This is a genomic window from Bifidobacterium callitrichidarum (assembly GCF_003129905.1).
GTDB lineage: Bacteria > Actinomycetota > Actinomycetes > Actinomycetales > Bifidobacteriaceae > Bifidobacterium > Bifidobacterium callitrichidarum.
Window position 1 is genome coordinate 1 of record NZ_QFFM01000032.1, and the last position, 16189, is coordinate 16189.

The 16189-nt window shown below is 63.4% G+C and carries 15 protein-coding genes; 3 read left to right on the top strand and 12 right to left on the bottom strand.

The window, feature by feature from the left end; translation table 11 throughout:
- Nucleotides 1-61 precede the first annotated feature (61 nt).
- Together DF196_RS11625 and DF196_RS11630 are read left to right on the top strand one after the other, a co-directional pair.
- On the top strand, nucleotides 62-1444 hold the full coding sequence (locus tag DF196_RS11625; protein WP_241519711.1) for an aspartate ammonia-lyase: 1383 nt from the start codon (nucleotides 62-64) through the stop codon (nucleotides 1442-1444).
- 247 nt (nucleotides 1445-1691) lie between these two features.
- Entirely contained in the window at nucleotides 1692-2489 is a 798-nt protein-coding gene (locus DF196_RS11630) for a mechanosensitive ion channel family protein (RefSeq protein ID WP_109057968.1), read from the top strand.
- A gap of 54 nt (nucleotides 2490-2543) precedes the next feature.
- Here DF196_RS11630 and DF196_RS11635 read toward each other — a convergent pair whose 3' ends face one another.
- The 11 genes from DF196_RS11635 to DF196_RS11685 form a co-directional block, all read right to left on the bottom strand.
- Nucleotides 2544-3647 carry a CPBP family intramembrane glutamic endopeptidase gene (locus DF196_RS11635; RefSeq protein ID WP_109057969.1) on the bottom strand — a complete coding sequence of 368 codons (1104 nt, stop codon included), beginning with the start codon at nucleotides 3645-3647 and terminating at the stop codon, nucleotides 2544-2546.
- A 166-nt stretch (nucleotides 3648-3813) separates the two neighbouring features.
- Nucleotides 3814-5055: an ABC transporter ATP-binding protein gene (locus tag DF196_RS11640; protein WP_109057970.1), complete on the bottom strand. Its 1242-nt coding sequence runs from the start codon at nucleotides 5053-5055 to the stop codon at nucleotides 3814-3816.
- A 6-nt stretch (nucleotides 5056-5061) separates the two neighbouring features.
- Nucleotides 5062-5928, bottom strand: coding sequence for an ABC transporter permease (locus tag DF196_RS11645; protein WP_109057999.1), 867 nt, complete (start codon nucleotides 5926-5928; stop codon nucleotides 5062-5064).
- 26 nt (nucleotides 5929-5954) lie between these two features.
- Nucleotides 5955-6881, bottom strand: coding sequence for an ABC transporter permease (locus DF196_RS11650; protein WP_109057971.1), 927 nt, complete (start codon nucleotides 6879-6881; stop codon nucleotides 5955-5957).
- 50 nt (nucleotides 6882-6931) lie between these two features.
- Nucleotides 6932-8104: an ABC transporter substrate-binding protein gene (locus DF196_RS11655; RefSeq protein WP_109057972.1), complete on the bottom strand. Its 1173-nt coding sequence runs from the start codon at nucleotides 8102-8104 to the stop codon at nucleotides 6932-6934.
- A 393-nt stretch (nucleotides 8105-8497) separates the two neighbouring features.
- On the bottom strand, nucleotides 8498-9685 hold the full coding sequence (locus DF196_RS11660) for a D-alanine--D-alanine ligase family protein (RefSeq protein WP_109057973.1): 1188 nt from the start codon (nucleotides 9683-9685) through the stop codon (nucleotides 8498-8500).
- 101 nt (nucleotides 9686-9786) lie between these two features.
- On the bottom strand, nucleotides 9787-10788 hold the full coding sequence (locus DF196_RS11665; protein WP_109057974.1) for an NAD(P)H-dependent glycerol-3-phosphate dehydrogenase: 1002 nt from the start codon (nucleotides 10786-10788) through the stop codon (nucleotides 9787-9789).
- Nucleotides 10789-11064: 276 nt separating this feature from the next.
- On the bottom strand, nucleotides 11065-11982 hold the full coding sequence (locus tag DF196_RS11670) for a lysophospholipid acyltransferase family protein (protein ID WP_109058000.1): 918 nt from the start codon (nucleotides 11980-11982) through the stop codon (nucleotides 11065-11067).
- Nucleotides 11983-12177: 195 nt separating this feature from the next.
- A complete protein-coding gene (locus DF196_RS11675) occupies nucleotides 12178-12567 on the bottom strand; it encodes a Rid family detoxifying hydrolase (RefSeq protein ID WP_055427441.1) in 390 nt (129 codons plus the stop codon).
- Between the two features lie 45 nt (nucleotides 12568-12612).
- Complete coding sequence (locus tag DF196_RS11680; protein WP_109057975.1) at nucleotides 12613-13728, bottom strand: glycerophosphodiester phosphodiesterase family protein; 1116 nt, start codon at nucleotides 13726-13728, stop codon at nucleotides 12613-12615.
- 666 nt (nucleotides 13729-14394) lie between these two features.
- Nucleotides 14395-15381 (bottom strand): HNH endonuclease, encoded by a 987-nt coding sequence (locus DF196_RS11685; protein ID WP_109057976.1) that lies wholly within the window; start codon nucleotides 15379-15381, stop codon nucleotides 14395-14397.
- A gap of 87 nt (nucleotides 15382-15468) precedes the next feature.
- On the opposite strand from DF196_RS11685, the gene DF196_RS11690 reads away from it, so the two are divergent.
- Complete coding sequence (locus tag DF196_RS11690) at nucleotides 15469-15744, top strand: helix-turn-helix transcriptional regulator (protein ID WP_109057977.1); 276 nt, start codon at nucleotides 15469-15471, stop codon at nucleotides 15742-15744.
- Nucleotides 15745-15751: 7 nt separating this feature from the next.
- On the opposite strand, the gene DF196_RS11695 is transcribed toward DF196_RS11690, so the two are convergent.
- On the bottom strand, nucleotides 15752-16150 hold the full coding sequence (locus DF196_RS11695) for a hypothetical protein (RefSeq protein ID WP_109057978.1): 399 nt from the start codon (nucleotides 16148-16150) through the stop codon (nucleotides 15752-15754).
- Nucleotides 16151-16189 lie beyond the last annotated feature (39 nt).

Here is a 16189-nt window from a genome sequence, read left to right on the forward strand (position 1 = left end):
AGCGTCCGATGTGTATAAGAGACTGGCCCGCACCCGCCTCGAGCACGACTGCATCGGCCAGATGGAGGTACCGGCGGACGTGTACTGGGGCATCCACACCCAGCGCGCCATCGCCAACTTCCCCGTCTCCGGCATCACGGACGGCCAGCACCCGGAGCTCATCCGCGCGTACGCCACGGTCAAGCGGGCCTGCGCCATCGCCAACGAGGAGCTGGGTCTGCTGGACCACACCAAGGCCGAGGCCATCCGCCAGGCCTGTCTGGAGATCGAGGGCGGCAAGCTCGCCGACCAGTTCCCGGTGGACGTGATGCAGGGCGGTGCCGGCACGTCCTCGAACATGAACATGAACGAGGTCATCGCCAACCGTGCGCTGGAGATCGCCGGCCACCCGCGCGGCGACTACGCCTACATCCATCCGAACGACGACGTCAACGAATCCCAGTCCACCAACGACACCTACCCCGCGGCCTGCAAGCTCGCACTCATCGACGCGATCGGCCCGCTGGCCGAGGCCACCAAGAAGCTCGCCAAGGCCTTCCACGATCTCGCGGACAAGCACATCAACGACGTGACCATCGGCCGCACGCAGCTGCAGGACGCCGTGCCGATGACGTACGGCCAGGAATTCCACGCCTTCGCCACACTGCTCAAGTCCGACCTGGCCGCGTTCGACCGCGTGGTGCCGCTGCTGGCCCAGCTGAACCTCGGCGCCACGGCCATCGGCACCGGCATCTGCGCCGACCTGAGGTTCCGCAAGTCCGCCATCGACCACCTGGCCCGTATCACCGGACTGCCGGTCACGGCCGCACCCGATCCGGTGGCCGCGATGACGGACATGGGCGCGTACGTGGCCACCTCGGCCGCCATCAAGAGCCTCGCCGTGCACCTCAAGAAGGCCGCGGACGACCTGCGTCTGCTCAATTCCGGCCCGCGCTGCGGCTTCAACGACCTCAACGTGCCCGCACGCCAGGCCGGCTCGTCCATCATGCCCGCCAAGGTGAACCCGGTGATTCCCGAGTGCGTGAACCAATGCTGCTTCATGATCTTCGGCATGGACGTGACCGTGAACTGGGCCGTGGCCGAGGGACAGTTGCAGCTCAACGCCTTCGACCCGGTGATGGTGCACGAACTGCTGACCGGCATGTCCCTGCTCACCAACGCCATGACCGTGTTCCGCGTCAACTGCGTGGAGGGCATCGAGGTCAACGTGGAACGCGGGCGCGCGTTCGCCCAGTCCTCGCCGTCGATCTCGGCCGCACTCAACCATTACATCGGCTACGAGAAGGCCGCGGACATCGCCGCCGAAGCCGTGGCGACCGGCCGCACGGTGCGTGAGGTGGCCGGTGAGCGCACCAACCTGCCCGCCGAGCAGCTCGACGAGATCCTCGACCCGATTCGCCTGGCCCGCGGCCTCGGCCAGACCTGCCGCGAGCATCAGGCGTAGGGCCTGCCCCGAATTGGTGGGTTCTGTGCATATACCCGCCAATTATTCTGTGCATATCGGCACCATAAAGGCCATTCTGGGCATATACCCACCACAAAGCGCCCGAAGTTGCGCTCCCCGTGGTGGGTATATGCCCAGAATCTTTTACGCGGTCCCGCAAATGGTAGGTATATGCCCGGAATGCTCCGGCCGTACCTTCAGGATTCCGATCGGAAAAGTGTTGCGACCGGCTGTTACGGTGAGGCGTATGACTGATTTTGGTGCACTGATGTCCGTATGGTTCCAGACGAACGCCGGCAAACTGATCTGGTTGCTGGTAGTGGCCGCCGTGGCGTTCATCGCCGACCGCGTGGTCAGCCGCGTATTGCGCAAGGTCCTGGATAAATCGGAGATTCCCAGCGCCTCCATCTTCATCAACCTCACGCGCACGGTGATCTGGGTGGCCGCGGCGGCCATGGTGCTGCAGCCGGTGTTCGGTATCAACCCCACCACGCTGGTCACCGCCCTTGGCGTCGGCGGCGTGGCCCTCTCCCTGGGCCTGAAGGACACCATCGCCAACGTGATCGGCGGGTTCGGGCTTATGCTGGGCCGCGTGATCCAGCCGGGCGATCTGGTCACCATCCAAGGCACCACCGGCACCGTGGTGGACATCACGTGGCGTCACTCGATGATCGAGACGCGCAGCGGCGACCGCATGGTCATCCCCAATTCCATCCTCAACACCGCCTCGCTCACCAAGTTGACGCCGGTGAGCGAAGGAACGGTCACTCTCGAATTCACGGCCAAGGCCTCCAGCGACCCAACCGAGGTGAGCCGGAAAATCCTTGATTGCGTCACGAAGGCCACGGCGGACGTCGAGCTGGAGACGCAGCCGCCGCTGGTCAAGTTCACCGGTTTTTCGCCGTACGGCATGACCGGTGAGGTGCTACTGTTCGCCAAGCCCGGCGTGCTGCTGTCCACCGTACGCGACCGCGCCGCCCGTGCCATCGCCGAGGCCGGCACCGACTATCTGGTGGAGGACGGCGGCTCGTCCGACAACGTGTGATTTCGCGCAGGCGCGGGAAGCGGCTCATGCCGCAGAACTCCCGCTGCCCCGAAACTACATGAACAGCATCCAAACGGTCAGGCTGATGGTGAGCAGCAGATACACGATGACACCGGGGTTGCCGTAGACGGTACGCACCTTGAGCCCTGCCGGCAGCTCCTCAGGCGCCGGGTAGAACTCCCAGCTCTTCCGCTTGATGATGAGCAGCACGATGCCGGCGATCGTCAGCCCCATCAGAACCATGCCGTACAGAGACAGATAACCAATCCCACCCATGCCGGCACCGGGCTCGGAGGCCATACGCAGCAGTTCCTCCTGGCTCATCGAACCGTTCATGATGCGCGGATCGACCTGCTCGACGAGGAACGGCGCCACCACCGAGCCATTGAGGTTGATGACCATGTGCATGAGCACGGTGTACCGCAGGCGCGAAGTGCGCGTATACACATAGCCGAAGATAAGGCCCAGTCCAAAGGCGTAGAAGAACTGGAACAGGTTCATGTGGAACAGGCCGAAGGTGATGGCGGAGAACACGATCGCGGTCTTCTCGCCGTAACGACGCAGGCGGGAGATGAGCTCCTTGCGGAACAGCCATTCCTCTACGATCGGCGCGAGTATGACCACAAACAGCAATGTGGCCCACCATTCGTCGCCGCCCATCACCTGGTTCAGCCGGTTCGCGCCCCGCCCGCCGGTCAGGACGAGGTTCAGGACGAAGCCCAGAATACTGCCCAGATACATCACCGGGAAGCACATGATGAGCATCTGGAAGAACTCGCCGACGCGCATCGGGTATTGGATGGTCCTGATGGCCGGCACGCGCGTGACGATGAGCATGCTCAGGGGTATCGCCACGAGGTATAGCGGCCCGGAGGAGATGAGCAGGTTCACCCATACCGGCATATTGCCGCCGAACATCGGATCCAGCGAAGTGCCGAGTAGGATGTTCAGGCCGTTCCAGATCAATATCATGATGGTCAGCGATGCGCCGATCAGCGAGAATCTGCGGTGCGCGGTGAACCACCAATCGCGACCCTGACGCGCGTGCTGGGCGCGTCGCGGGTCCGAGTCCTGCGGTTGAGGTGATTGGCCGGGCTGCGGCTGGTATTGCGGCTGTTGCGCGTTGGGCGCGGGCATCGTCGGTATCGGCTCACTCATCGGTTTCCCCCATCCTTTGGCCGTCCTTGGCCTTGTGAGTCCGCCACTGCGGCGTTAGCTACCAGCATACGGCAAGGGCCGCGGAATCCCTAAGAATCCCGCGGCCCTGCCATCGTTAGTCGACATTTGTCTACAACGACCGCCGCAACAGCGGACTGCGCGCCTTTCAGCAGGCGAGCGCGGCCACGGCGCGCGGCGTGACCACCACGTCGTCGCCGACGACCAGGCCTGCGGGCAGTTCGCTGGCCGGCAGCTGCACGGTCACCTTGAGCTGTTCGCCCTTGTTCCAGCGCTGGTATTCGCCGGAGGTGATGACCGTGTCCACGCGCACCAGCGACCCCAGGAAGTGGATCACCTCAACGCGGGCGCGTTCGCCCACATGGGAATCGTGCTGCGAGGGCAGGGCCAGCGTGAGGTTCTCCGGGCGCACCAGCACAGCCACGGCATCGCCCTTGGTGGAACCGGGCAGCAGCGGCAGACGCTGGCCGAACACCACCGCCTCCTCGCCGTTGGACGCGCCGGGCAGGCGGTTGGTGAGTCCGATGAACGTGGCCACGTACTCGGTGGCGGGGCGCTGGTAGAGATCCTGCGGGGCGGCGATCTGCTCGATCTTGCCCTTGTTCATCACGCCGATGCGGTCGGCGACGGCCAGGGCCTCCTCCTGGTCGTGGGTCACGAACACGGTGGTGGTGCCGGTGTTGAGCTGGATGCGGCGAATCTCGTCGCGCAGCTGCACGCGGACCTTGGCGTCGAGGGCGGAGAGCGGCTCGTCGAGCAGGAGCACGCGCGGCTTGATGGCGAGGGCGCGGGCCAGGGCCACGCGCTGCTGCTGGCCGCCGGACATCTGCTGCGTGTACTTCTTGGCCTGGTCGGCCAATCCCACGAGCTCGAGCTGCTCCATGGCGACCTTGCGGCGCTCCTCCTTGCCCACGCCGCGCACTTCGAGGCCGAACGCCACGTTTTCGAGCGCGGTCATGTGCGGGAAGAGGGAGTAGGCCTGGAACACCATGGCCATCTCGCGCTTGTTGACCGGCACGCCGGTCACGTCCTGGCCGCCCACCATGATGCGGCCGCCCTGAATGTCCTCGAGGCCGGCCAACGAGCGCAGCGCGGTGGACTTGCCGCAGCCGGAGCCGCCGAGCAGCACCACCATCTCGCCGGGCTTGATGTCGAGGTTGAAGTCGTCGAGGGCGCGCTTGGTGGAGCCGGGGTAGATCTTGACCACGTCCTGCATCTGGATGGAGCCGCCGCCGCGCTTGGCGCTTTCGCGCAGCAGCTGCTTGGCGGCCTTGGTCACGTCCTTGCCGCGCACGCCTTCGAGCGTGGCGGTCGGGTCGTTCTTGAAAGCGTCCTCGTCCGGCTTGACGGCGGTGAGGGAGGACGCCGAAATCTTCTGATCAGCGGTCATGTCTGGTCACTTACCTTCCTTGGATTTGCGCATCGCGTCGGAGATGAGGTCGAGCGCGACGAGCAGCACCACGCCGAAGAGCAGAGCAAGCAGCGACATGGCGGTGGAGATCTGAGAGTTGGATTGGCCGAGCTGGTAGAGCGCGACCTGGAGGTTCATGCGGCCGAGCAGCGAGGCGACGGTGTATTCGCCCAGCACCACGGCGATGGAGATGAAGGATGCCGAAAGGATCGACTGCCACAGGTTCGGGATGATCACCCGGAAGAACACCTTGGGCCAGGAGGCGCCGAGCGAGCGGGAGGCCTCCACCAACGTCTTGACGTCGATGGAGTTGAGGCCCACGGCGATGGCGCGGAAGGCGAACGGCATCACAAGAATCACGTACGCGAAGCACAGCCAGATGGGGTTGGTGCTCAGCACGTCGGCGGACAGCCAGCGGTAGATCGGTCCGAGGCCCACCACCAGCACGATGGCGGGGATGGTCAGCGGCAGCGTGGCCACCCATTCGATGGCACGCTCCAGCGCCTTGGAGCGGATGTGCACGATCACCATCGTGGGCACCATGAGCAGCAGCATGATCACCACGGTCACCACGCACAGCGCCAGCGAGGTTCCGAGGCCCTGCCACAGCACGGTCAGGTCCGCGCCCAGCGACTCGCCGTTGCCGGTGAAGATCGCGACCCACGGGGCCAGCGACCAGCGCCCGGACAGCGGGTGGCGCAGCGTGAAGATGAGCATCGAGAACAGCGGGATGAACAGGAAGCCCAGCGTGACGAGCAGGATCACGAATTTGATGATGCTCTGCTTGCGCACGCGGGCGGCGCGCAGCTGCGGCGGCTTGGTGCCGGTAGTTTCGGCCGCGACGGCTTCCACGGTCGCGTTTGTTGCATTCGTTTCGTTCACTGCCAACGTCCGGCCCTCTTTTCCACGGCGTGGCTCAGCAGCATGACGATGGCCACGACCACGATCATCGCGAATGCCAGCACCTGGGCGAAGCCCTGCTGGTTCGGGTCCATCTCGTTGCGCATGGCGCCTTGGATCATCAGCGGCACGAGAATCGAACGCTGGGAGAACAGGGCGGCTGCGGTGGCGTACGCGGAGAACGCGGAGGCGAACAGCAGCAGGAACGCGGAGATGAAGCGGGGTGCCAGGATCGGCAGGGCCACGCGCGTCCAGTACTGCACAGTGTTGCCGCCGAGCGATTCGCAGGCCTCGCGCCACTGCGGACGGATGGAATCGACCGCGGGCAGGAAGATGATGATCATCAGCGGGATCTGGAAGTAGCAGTACACGGTCACGAGGCCCGGCAACGAGCTCAGCCAGTTGGGGTTGACGGTCAGACCGGTCACCTGCTTGATGAACATGGTGCCGATGCCGTTGATGCCGATGGTGGCGATGAACGCGAAGGCGAGCATCACGCCGCCGAATTGGGCGAGCACGGAGGAGATGGCGGAGACCATGCGGCGCATGAGGCCGTTGGGTTTGGCGCCGATCACCAGCGCGTAGGAGGCGAGGCCGCCCACCACGGCGCCGATCACCGAGGACGCGACGGATACCACGATGGACGTGACGAATGCGGAGACGGTGTTGGCTTCGAACAGCTTGCTGAAGTTGGCGAGCGTGAAGCCGCCGTCACGGGTCTGGAACGCGCCGAGCACCACGATCACGGTGGGCGCGAGCAGGAAGCACGCGGTGTAGGCGAAGAACGGCAGGGTCACGGCGAGGGTGCCGAGTTCCTGGCGATGCCGGGCCAGCGTGGAGGAGGTAGCGGACGGACCCGCGGCCTTGGCGGCGGCAGGTCCGTTCTGTGCAATTGCGGCGGTCATGAATGATGCCTTGATTCTTGACGTTTCGGTATGGTCACCGAGCCAGCGGCTCAGTTGCCGATCGTCTTGTCCCAGTTGTTCTGGAGCCAGTCGGTGATACGGGTGGCGTCGTCGTTGGTGTAGTTCACAGGCTTGCCCTCGATGGTGATGGCGTCCTTGAGCACGTCCTTGTCCACGGTGCCATCCTGCTTCATGGAGTCGAGCAGGACCGGGTTAGCACCGCCCTTGAACCACAGGTTCTGGGCTTCGGCGGTGTACAGGTACTCCTCCCACAGGCGGGCGGCCGCCGGGTGCGGGGCGTCCACGTTGATGGCCTGGTTGTAGTAGCTCACCACCTGGGCCTTCGGGAAGGTCTTGTACTCCCAGTTCACGCCCTTGCTCTTGAGCTCCTTCTTGTAGGAGGCCTGGTTGTAGGTCCAGTCCATGACCACGCCGGTCTGGCCGGAGTCGATGGTGCCGTTGGTCACATCCACGGTGGTCAGGTTGCCGGCATCCTTGAGCTTCTTGAAGAAGTCGAGGCCGGGCTGCAGGTTGTTGATGTCGCCGCCGGCCAGCTGGTTGACCATGAGGTAGCCGTTGAAGGCGGCACCGGCCTCGGCGGGCTTGCCGTTGAGGGCCACGGTGCCGGCGAACTTCGGGTCGAGCAGGTCATCGAGCTTGGTGATGTCGCCGTACTTGTCCTTGTTCCAGCCGATGGACATGATGCCGGTGTAGTCGGCGTAGTAGGCGCCGTTGGCGTCCTTGTTCTCGTCCGGGATCTTGTCCCAGGCCTGCACCTTGTAGGGGGCGAAGGCGTCCGTGGAGGTGGCGGCGATGGACTGGCCGACGTCGAACACGTCCGGGGCGGCGTCGGTGCCCTTGTTGGTCTTGGCGGCGTCCAGCTCCTCCTTGGAGGAGGCGTTCGGGTTGAGCTCGGTGATCTTGATCTTCGGGTACTTCTTCTTGAAGCCGTCGATCACCTCGCCGTAGTTGGACCAGTCGTGCGGCAGGGCGATGACGTTCAGGGCACCCTCTTCCTCGGCGGCCTTGACGAGGTCGTCCATGGTGCCGAAGTCCTTCAGGGAGGTGGCCTTGGCGGACTTCTCGTTGACCTTCACGGCCTTGCCGGTGGAGGTGGAGCCGGAAGCGGAGTCGGAGGAGGCGTTGCCGGAGCCGCAGGCGGCCATGGTGAACGCCAGCACGGCGGCGAGGGAGCCGGCCGCGATCTTACGCAGGTTCTTCATGATGTTCCTTTTCTTGGGCATACATCCGGATACGGCGTATGAGGCCGAATCCCGGGAGTCGTGGGCTTGTTTCGCGTCGTGATTCGCGCGGCCCGTAATTCCAAAAAACGAACATAAGCGTTCAGAATGTACCGACACTGGCGTGCAGATGAACGCTCGGCACCGTTTGGCGACCGTTCGCTGAACAAAAGGAAACCGAAGATGAATTCGTGACGATTACGGCGGATACGTCATCTTTTTTCTTGGCTCCCCTTGTCAGGGGAGCTGGCGGCGAAGCCGACTGAGGGGTAGTCCAATAAGATCCATGAAAGCCATTCCACATAATCCATATCAAAAGGGGACCGGTCTCTCGGCCGATCCCCTTCAAGGCTTCCGTGAATGCAGGAACGCGCGTCAGCGCAGCACGCCCTCGATGAGGCGGGTGATGAGCTCGGTGTAACCGATGCCCGTGGCCTCCCAGGCCTTGGGGTACATGGAGATCGGCGTGAAGCCGGGCATGGTGTTGATCTCGTTGACCATCACCGTGCCGTCCGGGGTCACGAAGGTGTCCACGCGGCTCAGTCCGGCACCGTCCACGGCCTTGAAGGCGCGACGGGCCACGTCGCGCACGTCCTCCAGCACGCTCACCGGCAGGTTGGCCGGCACTTCCACGTGGCTGGCGGAAGCGTCCATGTACTTGGAGTCGAAGTCGTAGAACTGGTCGTCGTCCTGGTGGTCGAGCACGATCTCGCCGGGCCAGCTGGCCTCCGGCTCGTCGCCCGGCTTGGCGCACAGCACGGCGCATTCCACCTCGCGGCCGTCGATGCCCTGCTCGATGAGCACCTTCCAGTCATGCTCGCCGGCGGTGGCGATCGCGGCGGCCAGACGGTCGAGCTGGGTCTCGCGGTCGTCGGCCTGTTCCACCTTGGTCACACCGAAGCTGGAGCCGGCGCGGGAGGGCTTGACGAACAGCGGGTAGGCCAGCTGGGCGGCCTCGGCCTGCTCCAGCACGCCCGCGGCGGTGAAGTTGCGCGCGTCCACGGTGATGCCGGGCGCGGTGGGGATGCCGGCCGAGGAGAGCACCACCTTGGTGAAGTGCTTATCCATGCAGGCGGCGGAGGCGAACACGCCACAGCCCACGTACGGTACGTCCATCATTTCCAGGAGGCCCTGGATGGTGCCATCCTCGCCGTACGGGCCGTGCAGCACGGGCAGCACGGCGTCCACATGGCCCAGAGAGGTGAGCACATGGTTCATTTCGGGGTCGTTGAGGCTCACGAAGCTCGTACCGAAACCGGATTCGCCGGAGCCCAGATGCTCCGGTTCACCCATGAAGAAGCCGTCCTTGCCGCGGGAGGGATCCAGCAGCACCGGGCGCGATTCCGGCGTGATCTTCACGGTCGGCAGCTCGCCGCCGTCCAGGCTCCATCCGCGCGGGTCCTCACCGTTGACGATCCACTTGCCGTCCTTGGTGATGCCGACCGGAATCGGCTCGAAGCGATCGGTGTCCATGGCGTTGAGCACGCCGGCGGTGGAGATGCAGGAGATCGAATGCTCGTCCGCACGTCCACCGTACAGCACCACAACACGCTTTTTGGCCATAACCATCCCTATCTTTCGACTCTTGTCCGGCGTCTGTCCGCCGTTCCTAAATCCGTGACCCGAGTGTACTCGCGCCCCGGCCCTATCGTTGGGCCGCAGTCCTACTCGGCGGTGACTTCGCGGCCGAAGAGGCCGGACAGCATCTCAGAGCAGGAGATGCCCTCGTTGAGCACGCGGCTCATCTGGTAGGCCAGCGGGGTGGGCACGCCGAGCTGGTCGCCGAGCGCCACGACGGCGTCCGTGGTGGGCACGCCCTCGGCCACGCCGTTGCTCACCTTGGTGGCTTCCTCAACGCTCATGCCCTTGCCCAGGTTGGAGCCGAACGTGTAGTTGCGGGAGAGCGGGGAGCCGCAGGTGGCGATGAGGTCGCCCACACCGGCCAGGCCAGCGAAGGTCTTGGGATCGGCGCCGGCGGCCGCGCCCAGGGCGGTCAGCTCAGCCAGACCGCGGGTCTCGATCATGGCGGCGGTGTTCTCGCCGTAGCCGGCGCCACGGGCCATGCCCACGGCGAGCGCGGTCACGTTCTTGAGGCTGCCGCACATCTCCAGACCGATCACGTCGGTGGTCACGAAGGCCTTGAAGTAGGAGGTGGTGCAGGTTTCGGCCACCTTCTTGGCGTTTTCGATGTCCTCGCAGGCCACCACGGTGGCGGCGGGGTGACGATCGGCGATCTCCTTGGACAGGTTCGGGCCGGAGATGGCGGCGAAACGGTCGGCCGGCAGGTCGAGGGTCTCACGCACCACTTCGTCCATGCGCTTGTTGGTCTTGCGTTCGATGCCCTTCATCAGGCTCACCACGATGGCGTTCTCGGGGATGAGGCCCTTGAACTCGGTCAGGGCCACGCGCGCGAACTGGGCGGCGATGGCCACCACCACGATCTCGGCGTCCTTGACGGCCTCGGCACGGTCGCCGGTGGCGGTCATGGCGTCCGGCAGCTTCTCCACGGACGGCAGGCGCACGCCGTTGTGGTGATGGTCGCGGATGCCCTCCACGATTTCGGGCTCCATGGCCCACATGGTCACGGTGTTGCCCGCGTCGGCCAGCACCTGACCGAAGGCGGTACCCCATGCTCCTGCTCCGAGAACCGTTACTTTCCTACCCATGATGTTCGCTCCTTCGTTTGTCGCATGGGGTGCTGTTTTGCTGCTTCACGGCTGCCGCCGCTCAGCGTCGCCTACTGACAGTCCACCGGACTGTCAGCTTAACGGCTCCGCCCATGCTCCTGCTCCGAGAACCGTTACTTTCCTACCCATGATGTCTACTCCTTCGTTTATCGCAAGGGTCCAGTCCCTCGGCTCCCCTTGTCAGGGGAGCTGTCAGCAACGCTGACTGAGGGGTAGTCATACGCCGCGCGATTACCTCGTGCCATGTTACTCCGGTTACTCCGCCGGGAACGGCCCGCCGATCTCGGGCCACGGCTTGCGGCTCATGCTGCGGTAGTCCCAATAGCCCTCGGCCGGGAATCGTTCGCCGCGGATCGCGGCCAGCACCGTATTCATGCGCTTCAATACGCGCCACGTCAGCTCGTTGACGGCCTCGACCGGCGGCTCGTCGCCCCACGAATCCATGTCCGTAAGCAAATCGGCGTAATCGAGCTGATGGTCGTAGCACATCACCACGTTCTTGCGCGGCCACGGCCACCAATGGTTGATGGACGCCGCGCCCCACGTGACCGCCGGGAACAGCGGCACCTGACGGCCCAGTCGGCGGGAGGATTCGAGCGCGATGAATCCCACGCCCTCCTTGATGCTCATCACCCATTTCTGCGGGTCACGGGTCACGGTGCCTTCCGGCCAGACGGTGAGCGGACGGCCGGAGGTGAGGATGTCGATGGACGTCTCCTCGATCTGCTTGGCCTTGCCGGAGTGGCGCTGGACCGGCTGCATGCCCACCAGCTGGAACCACTTGCCGATCACCGGCCACTTCGCCATCTCGGCCTTGGCCATGTACCGCGGACGACGGCCCATGTGGAACAGGCTGGCCATCGGCACGAACACGTCGAACATGGTCACATGACTGGCCGCGGTGATGAAAGGACCGTCCTCGGGTACCTGTTCGAGACCCCATGCGCGGGTCTTGCAGCTGGCGTGGAAGACCACGTCCACGCCGGTGAGCAGTCGCTTGGTGGCCTTGGGATTCTGTGCGTTGATCTCGTCGAGTTTGGCCTTGCGCCCCGCTCCGGTGGGGAAATCATGCATCGGATCGACCAGACGATGCTGTTTCGCAAGCTCGGCGACCCGTGCGTCGCTCAGGGGGCTGACCGCGGAACGCGGTGACGGTTTTCCTTTGGATGCCATGCCCACCATTGTTGCACGGCCCCACCCGAATCGGAACCGTCATTGTTCGCATTACTCAGGCCGCCCGCGCCCAGCCCTACAGACTCCCTACAGACTCCCTACAGACGAAAGCGACCCGTCGCCCACCTCGGATTCGTATATCCGGGCAGACGACGGGTCGTCTCAAATCGCAAAAGCAAAACGGCGATCAGCGCATCACAGCACGGCGATGGCGTCGATCTCCACGAGCGCGCCCTTGGGGATGTCGTTGCCGCCGAACGCCACGCGGGCCGGCTTCACGGAGCCGATGAACACCTCGGCGTAACGGGCGTCCACCTCCTTGAAGTCCTCCACGTTCTTCAGGTAGATGGTGGCGCGGCACACGTGCTCAATGCCCGTGCCGGCGGTGTCCAGAATGCACTTGATGTTCTTGAGCGCCTGGGCGGCCTGCTCGCCCGCGGTCTCGCCGGCCAGTTCGCCGGTGGCCGGGTCGATGCCCAGCTGGCCGGAGACGAACACGAATCCGTTCGCCTTGACGGCCTGGCTGTACGCGCCCAGCGCGGCCGGTGCCTCGGAAGTCGCGACCGCTTCCATCTTTTCGCTCATGATGATGCTCCTCTCATAGGTGGCGCCCGTCCGATACCGCCGGCGTCAGTGCCCGGCCATTGGCCGATTACGTTGCAGTCTAGCGATTGCATCGTCATGCGGGCCGTCCGATGCCCGCGATGCGGCCATATCGCCAGGCCTCCCCTGCCTCACCGTGAAGGCGAACCGGCGCGCCAGCCTGCGCACGCTTTTCGCACTGGCGCCCAGCACGCCGTCCGCACCGAGTTTCAGGCACCGCTTGCCTTCGTTATAGTCGCCGCTCACACCGGCGTACACGGGGATGTTGCTGCGATTCGCACGGTCCAGAACGGCCTGGTCCAGCCGGTTGCCACGCATCACCACGAAGCTCACTCCCCTGGGCCAGCCGACTTCCGGATGGCCCGCCGGGCTCACGCACTTGCCGACCGTCCAGCCCGGATGCAGCTTGCGCATGAATTCGACCGCGTCGTCGTTGGTGGACATGAACATCGCACGGTCGGAGAAATTGTTGCGTTCGATCACGCGGGAGATGGCGCGGGTCAGCTTCGGCGCATGGACGGAACCGGTCTTCATGTCCAGCAGCAGCCCCAGATGGTCGTTGACGTGTTGGGCGGCCATCACGGCCTGTTCGAGGGTCGGTACGTGGAAGTCCTCGCCGTTCTGACGCATGGTCAAGTGCTGCAGTTCACGGGTGCTCAGGATGCCCACCGAGACGTTGCGGCCGTCCGCGGCAAGACGGCCGGTGGCGCGGTCATGGAAGACCACCGGGGTGCCGTCGGCATCCAACCGCACGTCGATCTCGGCATAGTCGGCACCGTTCGCGCCGGCGTTGGTGATGGCGTGCAGCGAGTTCTCGGGAGCGGAGTCATCACCGCGATGGGCGATGGCAAGCGGACGCACCTGCCAGTCGATCGGCCCGTCCTGCTCCTTGCGACGTACACGCACCGCAGCTGCCGTGGCCATGCCGGTGATCAGCGCCAACGCCAACACCAGCACGACGATTTGGGCGAACCAGCGGCGACGGGACTGAGTATGGACGGTTCCGGGCGCGGTTGCCGGCGGAATCGCGGAAGCATCCAATGTCCGATTCCGCGCGGCATGAGGTACGAGTAGGAAATCGATGATATTGCGGAATCCACCGCCACGTTCAGGCCTTTGGGGATTATCCATCTTCGTCATCATGCACCTCCCTGCCGCGACTTGCACCGCTTGCGCCGCGTAGTGCTTTCATTATGCGATGCAGCAGAGGTTCTTGCGCCTAATTTCATGCCAAGTTCATGGTTATCTCAGGGAAAACTCAGGGAGGCCCTGACATGGGCTCCGTCATACAAGCAGGGTCTCTTGTCTGGCGGACAATACGGCTCCAAACCACCCGCGAGCAGTATGCAACAGCCTCTCAGCGGTCTTTTGAGTACAGAAGCGCATTCATCCTGTACCAGCAAGACCGCCAAACACCTTCTTTGCGGTCCCTTCAGTACAGAAACCCTCGTCTCCTGGACTGAAACGACCGCAAATCCCCTCCTCAGCGTCCATTTGATGATAGGAACGAGCGTCTTCTAGCTCGAAACGATCGCAAATCGCCTGCTCAGCGACGGTTTCATGCCAGAAGCACCCGTCTTCTGTACCGAAACGATTGCCTAGTTCCACCGACCTGATACGAAAAACGGGATTCCAAGACCTTGCAAGCCTTGGAATCCCGCCAATCTGGTGGGCCCAAAGGGAACTCAATATATATCGCCATAGCCGTTGCAAAATAAGGATTCTTATGAGTTTGAGGGATGCTTTGTACCTAAAATCGTACCCATAAGAACTTAATCAAGTGTTTGAGTAGCAGTCAGAGCCCCACGACTATTCTTGCATCTTAGCTCCCTTGCTGCGGTTGCAGCGCCAGCATAGTGTTTGCAGGTTGCTCTCCGTGGTCATGCCGCCTTTGGAGACGGGGATGATGTGATCGACCTCCAGCAGCAGGTGCGGTTCGGCGTTGAGGTTCGCACCGCAGATGCGGCAGGTGTAGTTGTCGCGTTGCAGGATGTACTTGCGCAGGGCCGAGGTCATGAGCGCTCGCTGTCCGGCCACGCTCTTGCGCCACTGGATTCGCCCGCTGAGGTATTCGACCATGGCGTTGAGGTTCGGGATGTCCAGCGTGACGACGGAGTTCGTCGAGGCGTTGCCGCCGGAGGAAACATATTGGAACTTGAAGCTGGGATAGAACATATCGTTCAGGGTCACGTCCTTGAAGCCGAGCTTCCTCGCCAGCTGCTTCTTGGCAAGCACCTTGATCGGGAGCGGTATCTCATTAGCGATGCTGCCCAGTATCTCGTTCTTCTCGCCCGCGAGCGCCTGCTTGCCGTCTTCGGCGGCGGTGAAGTTGTTGAGCATGGTCTCGAATTGGTTCAGGGTGGGCTCGTCCGCGTTGAATCCGAAGTATTTGCAGAGGTATTTTATGGGGTCTCGTTGTGCTCCGGCCACGATGTCGCGTGAGCAGTTGTAGACGTTGGCGGCGTTGCTGTCTTTCCTGAACTCGGTGCGCTTGTAGTTCCAGCGGCTGTTATCGCGTCGTTCGGCGTGGCCGCGGTGGGACATGTCGGTACCGATCTGGGTGCTTTTCAGTTCCTCGATGTGGTCGTTGAGGTTGTTGCAGTCTTGGATATGCGCGCTGATGCGGCTCTTGATGGCAAGGAACTTCGCGCTGCGGAAGTAGAAGAACTCATACGCCTTGTATCCGTAGACAATAACGAACAAGGCCAAGGCGATAGGCCAGTCCGATGTGGCCATGCCGCAGAGCAGAACCACCGCCCCCGCGGCCCATATGGCAGAACTCTTCAGGTTTGACATGCTGCACCCTTCCCTTTGGTAAGGCTTTACCCATAATGCTTTACCGGTAAGGCTATAGTCTAGTTGGCACAAACATAGCTTGGCAACATGCCACACACCCAGACGCCAGCGGACTGGCCCGAATACGCCAAGAGGCTGGGCTTAAGTATCCAGCGCCGCCGCGTCAGCATGAACCTGAGTCAGGAATACGTGGCCTATAACGCCAATCTCTCGCGTTTCACCTACCAGCAACTGGAAAAGGGCGAGTCACGGCCCGGCACGCCCTCCAATCCGAGCCTGATGAACGTGATGGCCGTGGCTCAGGTGCTGGACGTGACAATCGACGCCCTGCTACCCGAGCCGTGGCCCGATCTCCACGCCTGAACGGCCGTCAGGCGAACGTGATATTCACCTGCGGCGGCTCCGGCTGCCCCACCGTAGCATCGAGGGCCTGCCTCGGCCTGCCCTCCGCCCTATCCAACAGCTCACGCAACGCCTTAAGCTGCTGCACGGGATTACTGCCATCCTTGGCGCTCGCCAGCAACTGCAAAACAAGCTGCTGAACCTGCGTCAATTCACCACGCTCGACCTTCTCCATTTCGTTCGCCAATTGCTCGTCAGTCATATCGAGATAACGACGCGCAGTCAGCTCAAAGGAACGGCCTTTGGTGGGGAACGTATTACGCCGCTCCGGGTTCGTATGAAAACCCGTCACCGGGTGATTGCCTTGCGCGAACCTGCCCAGCTCGTCCCTGTCACCAGCGTTGTTGTTATCATCGTCGTCCGTCATTATTACGCCTTTCTCCGCTTGGAATGCAAGCGGCAAATA